At 69.9% G+C, this 5,081-nt stretch carries 6 protein-coding genes and 1 pseudogene; 4 read left to right on the top strand and 3 right to left on the bottom strand.

The features are described from left to right. Positions 1-466: pseudogene (locus ACFR9S_RS06670) on the top strand (hypothetical protein); the annotation flags it as partial. A gap of 49 nt (positions 467-515) precedes the next feature. Here ACFR9S_RS06670 and ACFR9S_RS06665 read toward each other — a convergent pair. Continuing rightward, the gene (locus ACFR9S_RS06665; protein WP_379732593.1) at positions 516-1,472 is read right to left on the bottom strand and encodes a transcription initiation factor IIB; all 957 of its coding nucleotides are present in this window, start codon (positions 1,470-1,472) and stop codon (positions 516-518) included. A gap of 198 nt (positions 1,473-1,670) precedes the next feature. Between ACFR9S_RS06665 and ACFR9S_RS06660 the strand changes: the two genes are divergently transcribed. Together ACFR9S_RS06660 and ACFR9S_RS06655 are read left to right on the top strand one after the other, a co-directional pair. After that, positions 1,671-2,066, top strand: a complete 396-nt coding sequence (locus tag ACFR9S_RS06660) for a hypothetical protein (protein ID WP_379732594.1) — start codon at positions 1,671-1,673, stop codon at positions 2,064-2,066. Beyond that, entirely contained in the window at positions 2,067-2,687 is a 621-nt protein-coding gene (locus tag ACFR9S_RS06655; protein ID WP_379818311.1) for an METTL5 family protein, read from the top strand. On the opposite strand, the gene ACFR9S_RS06650 is transcribed toward ACFR9S_RS06655, so the two are convergent. After that, positions 2,684-3,157 carry a hypothetical protein gene (locus ACFR9S_RS06650; RefSeq protein ID WP_379818310.1) on the bottom strand — a complete coding sequence of 158 codons (474 nt, stop codon included), beginning with the start codon at positions 3,155-3,157 and terminating at the stop codon, positions 2,684-2,686. The genes ACFR9S_RS06655 and ACFR9S_RS06650 overlap by 4 nt on opposite strands. Positions 3,158-3,244: 87 nt before the next feature. Between ACFR9S_RS06650 and ACFR9S_RS06645 the strand changes: the two genes are divergently transcribed. Beyond that, positions 3,245-3,925: a carbonic anhydrase gene (locus ACFR9S_RS06645; protein WP_379732556.1), complete on the top strand. Its 681-nt coding sequence runs from the start codon at positions 3,245-3,247 to the stop codon at positions 3,923-3,925. 49 nt (positions 3,926-3,974) lie between these two features. Here ACFR9S_RS06645 and ACFR9S_RS06640 read toward each other — a convergent pair whose 3' ends face one another. Continuing rightward, entirely contained in the window at positions 3,975-4,808 is an 834-nt protein-coding gene (locus ACFR9S_RS06640; RefSeq protein ID WP_379732555.1) for an MBL fold metallo-hydrolase, read from the bottom strand. Between the last annotated feature and the right edge of the window lie 273 nt (positions 4,809-5,081).

The raw sequence follows: 5,081 nt of genomic DNA, 5'->3' as shown, positions 1-5,081 counted from the left end.
CCTCTCCGCCGCCGGCCTCCACTCCGGCGCAGTGATCGCCGGCGAGGTGTACGACGATCCCGCGGCCGGCGACGCGCTCCCGGGGTACGCCCAGCCGGGGAGCGAGTACCGGACGGCCGTGAGCGCGATGGAGGACGCTGTCGCCGGGAACGAGGGAACGGGCGTGCTCTACGTCGGCGAGGCGCTCGCCGTTGAGGACGAGACAGTGCTCGATCGGCCGCCGGTGCCCGGGCGGGCGCGCGCCGCGTTCACCGCGCGGCTCCCGCTGTCGTGGTACGTCGAGCGCGCCGGCGCGGGGACCGAGAGCGTCGCCGCGCCGTCGGCGATGCCCGACTCGGCGCCGCCGGTGGTCGTCACGACGCCCGACCACCGGCTCGCGGTCGCCGATCGGCTCTCCGAGTACGAGCGCTACACGATCGAGCAGGGCCTCACGAACCGACGGCTGATCGTGTTCGTGGCGGCCTGAGGCGGAAGAGAACGTCGAGTGGGAAGAACGTCGGAGCGGACCGTGCGGGCTACCGGAAGCCCATCGCTTCGATCTGTTCCTGGTAGCGGTTCCGGATGGTGACCTCCGTCACCTGCGCCACGTCGGCGACCTCGCGCTGGGTCTTCTTCTCGTTACAGAGCAGCGAGGCGGCGTAGATCGCCGCGGCGGCGAACCCGGTGGGGGACTTCCCCGAGAGCAGCCCCTGCTCGGCGGAGACGTCGATGATCTCGGTCGCCTTCGACTGGACCTCCTCGCTCAGGCCGAGTTCGGAGGCGAACCGCGGGACGAACTGCTTGGGGTCGACCGGCTTGAGCTCGAGGCCGAGCTCCTGGGAGATGTACCGGTAGGTGCGGCCGATCTCCTTCTGGGGGACGCGGGAGACCTCCGCCACCTCGTCGAGGCTGCGCGGGATCCCCTCCTGCCGACAGGCGGCGTACAGCGCGGCGGTCGCGACGCCCTCGATCGAGCGCCCGCGGATCAGGTCCTCGTTGAGCGCGCGGCGGTAGATCACCGACGCGACCTCACGGACCGATCGCGGGACGCCCAGCGCGGAGGCCATGCGGTCGACCTCCGAGAGCGCGAACTGGAGGTTGCGCTCGCCGGCGTCCTTCGTCCGGATGCGCTCCTGCCACTTCCGCAGGCGGTGCATCTGACTGCGCTTCTCGGAGGAGAGCGACCGCCCGTAGGCGTCCTTGTCCTTCCAGTCGATCGTCGTCGTCAGCCCGCGGTCGTGCATCGTCTCGGTAATCGGCGCACCCACCCGGGACTTGCTCTGGCGCTCGGAGTGGTTGAACGCCCGCCACTCCGGGCCGCGGTCGATCTGGCGCTCGTCGAGCACCAGTCCGCAGTCGTCGCAGACGAGCTCGCCTTGGTCGTCGTCGGTGACGACCTCGTCTGACCCACACTCCGGGCAGGTGAGAACTTCGTCGGCCGACTCCTCCTCGTCCTCCGACTCCCGCTGTCGCTCCCGGCTCGGACGTTCCATTAAAAGGTTTCTGGTGACCCCGACAGATAAGACTTTTTCCGTCCTCAACATGAGCACAGAACTAATCGCCGTACGTGGCGGAGTCCGGGAATTCTTGCCGCATCCCACCTGTCGCCCCGGCGGGCCGGTAGTCGCCCGTCTCTGATTACTACTGCGTATTGAGAAACCTTTTTGGATAACCAGTGGCTATGGAGTCGTATGAGCACGAGCCCCACGCGCGTCGAATCGGCAGTGGACTCCTGTCGCCCGTCGAACGTCGAGCCTGTCGAACTCACCGCGTCGTCGCTGTCGACGACCGCCCCGGAGTACCTGCGGGAGCTGAAGGCCGAACTCGCCACCGAAGGGTACCAGCCCGCGGAACTCACCGTCGAGGCCTGTTTCGCCGAGGACTGCTCGCTCGCGACGCAGGAGGAGGCCGACCGCCTGCGTGACGTGGTTCGGGCGGGCGCGTTCCTCGGCGTCGGCGTCGTCCGCGTCGAGATCGAGGACGTGAGCGACCCCGAGAAGGTCCGCCCGGCGCTGGAGGCGCTCGAGGAGCGCGCCCGCCGGGAAGGCGTCACCCTTTCGGTCGACGGTCTCGACGTGGCGGCCTGAATGGGCAAACGGGCGCTGGCCGAACGACTCCACGGGCTCGCGGGGTTCCGCGACCCCGACGTGGCCCTCGAACAGTACCCGACGCCGCCGGACCTCGCGGCTCACCTTCTCCACCTCGCGGATCTCCAAGGCGACATCGCCGGTCGAACGGTGCTCGACCTCGGTGCCGGCACGGGACTCCTCGCGCTCGCGGCCGCCTGTCGCGATCCCGCGCGGGTGCTCGGACTCGAACGCGACGCCGACGCGCTCGCGGTCGCGCGCGAGAACGAACGCGCGGTCGCCCCCGAAACGGCGGTCGACTGGCTCCGCGCCGACGCGACGCACCCGCCGCTCCCCGCGAACTCGGTCGCAACGGCCGTCACGAACCCGCCGTTCGGCGCCCAGTCGGGCAACGAAGGCGCCGATCGGGCGTTTCTCCAAACCGCGGCGTCGGTCGCCGGCGTCTCCTACTCGATCCACAACGCCGGGAGCCGCGAGTTCGTCGAGTCGTTCGCCGACGACGAGGGCGGCGAGGTGACCCACGCCTTCGCCGCGGAGTTCGAGATCCCGCGGCTGTACGAACACCACGAGCGCGAGCGGGCGGAGATCGAGGTCGAAGTGTTCCGGATCGAGTGGCGTTAGTCGGCGCGTCTCGGGGACCTGAACCGACCGACGTTCGGTAGCTCGTCCGCCGCGAGCCAGAGCCCGGCCGACAGCAGCCCGTAGCCGAGCACCAGCAACGCGCCGTTGGAGAACGTCACGCAGTCGCCGACGGCGACGCCGATGCGGACGCCGCTCCGGAACAGGATCGCCCCCCGGTCGGCCAGCCCGCAGCCGCCGCCGAACGCCGTGACCGGCGCGGCGACGATCAGCACGACCCCCGAGACAGCGAGCGACGCCTTCCCGCCGGCGCGGCGACGAACCCCGACCGCGAGCGCGGCCGCGGCGAGGCTGACGACCACGATCGGGAGCAGCGATGCGGAGCGCGGGACGACTCCCGCCGCGGAGAGGCCGACCGAGAGCGCGATCGCGGCGAGTTCGGCGACGACGACCGCAGTGGCCCCCACGAGCGCGAGCGTGATCCGGGCGGACTGCCCGTGGAGCCGAGACACGTCACTGGATCGTTGAGTCAGTGTCCTAACTGTTTCGGGCCGGCGCGGATCGTCGGAGCTATTTGACGACGGACCGCGGGGTCGCACATGGACGAGACGTTCCTCGACATGCTGGACCGCAACGCCGACCACGCCGCGGCGTTCGACGATCGGTTCGACGACCTCCAGCACGGACAGCAGCCGGACGCGGTGACGGTCTGCTGTTCGGACTCCCGGGTGCTGCAGGATCACGTCTGGGGGAACGACGAGCCGGGCCACCTGTTCAGCTGTGGGAACATCGGGAACCGCGTCGTCCAGCAGACCGACGCCGGCCAGCGAGTCTCCGGCGACGTGCTCTACCCGCTGGCACACACCGACACCGACCTCGCCGTCGTCCTCGGCCACACCGGCTGCGGGGCGGTGACGGCGACGTACGACCAGCTCACCGACGGCGTGTCGGAGCCGCCGGGGATCGAACACTGCATCGACCTGCTCGCGCCGGGGCTGGAGTCCGGCCTCGAGAAGCTCCCGGACGGGCTGGACCACGACGAGGCCGTGAACCGGCTCGTCGAGTACAACGTCGACCGACAGGTCGAGTTCCTGCGCGACAGCGAGGACGTCGACGACCGCGTGCAGGTCGTCGGCGCGGTGTACGACTTCCAAGACGTCTACGGCGGCCAGCGGGGGGAGGTCCACGTGATCAACGTCGACGGCGAGACCGACCCCGAACGGCTCCGCGAGCGCCACCCGGCGATCGACTCCCGGGTGCAGCGGCTCTGGACGTACTGAACGCGAAACCGGGCGGCGGTCTCGGATTGCTCCTCGGCCTCGCCGCCGATCAGATATCGACTCGGTCGCCGATCTCGACCAGCTCCAGCGACCGCGGGTGCTCGAAGGAGTCGACGTGCTCGTGGAGCGCGGTCGGGTCGGCGGTGAGTCCCTTCCACATGTCCCAGTGGGTCGGCAGCAGCCGGTCGACCCGGAGCGCGCTCGCGGCCTCGACGGCCTCCCCCTCGTCGTTGTACCACTTGGTGTACGTCGGCTCCCGCGTCTCCTTGTCCGGGATCATCCCCGCGCTCCCGAACGCGACGATCCCGAGGTCGATGTCGAACTCTCGGCCCAGCCGCCCGAAGGAGTCCGCCGGCCGCGAGTCGCCGGGGTGGAACACCGTCCCGGACTCGTGTTCGAACACGTACCCCACCGGATGCTCGGCGTCTGGGTCGTTCACCTCGACGACGTGGACCGTGAACTCGCCCACCTCCAGCACGTCGCCCTCGGCCACTTCTTGGAACTGGCCGTCGTCGAGCGCCCAGCGGTCTTCCCACGACTGCGCCTCGCGTGCGGCCGCGATCGACGCGTCGGGAGCGACGAAGGGCGCGCCCGTAGTTTCGAGGATCGGCGCCTGCGACTCGCCGTGGACGTGGTCGCTGTGCTCGTGGGTCGCGAACACCGCGTCGGCATCGGTCACGTCCGCGGGATCGAACGGGACGGGGATCATCCGGACCGTCCGCGGCGGGTCGCCGGTGCCTACGTAGGGATCGACGAACAGCGTCGTCCCCTCGCTCCCCTTCAACACAAACCCGTTACAGCCGAGATACCAGACCGCGACGGAGTCCGGATCGGCCGACTCGATCGCGCGGGGGAGCCAGTCGCCCCAGTCGCTCGTCGTCATGGGACGGAATGGGGCCGGGCGTCCCATAGCCGTTGTGCCATACCCCCCGAAGATACTCAAGGGAGGACCGTGTGAGTTCGTGTCATGCGACCCTCCACACGCGACACCGCCGCGTTCGCCGAGATGCGCCACGCGATGGAGCACGCCGCGGGCGCCGTCACCGACGGCGCCGGCCGGGAGCTGTTCGACGGGTAACTCCGACGCGAGGTTTTTGTCGCTCCGGACACGCCGGGAGAGAGTGAGCAGATCATCGTTTCTCGGCGCGATCGTCGT

This window comes from Halolamina salina, from assembly GCF_042678005.1.
Lineage (GTDB): Archaea > Halobacteriota > Halobacteria > Halobacteriales > Haloferacaceae > Halolamina > Halolamina salina.
This window is presented reverse-complemented; position numbering and strand designations above follow the sequence as displayed.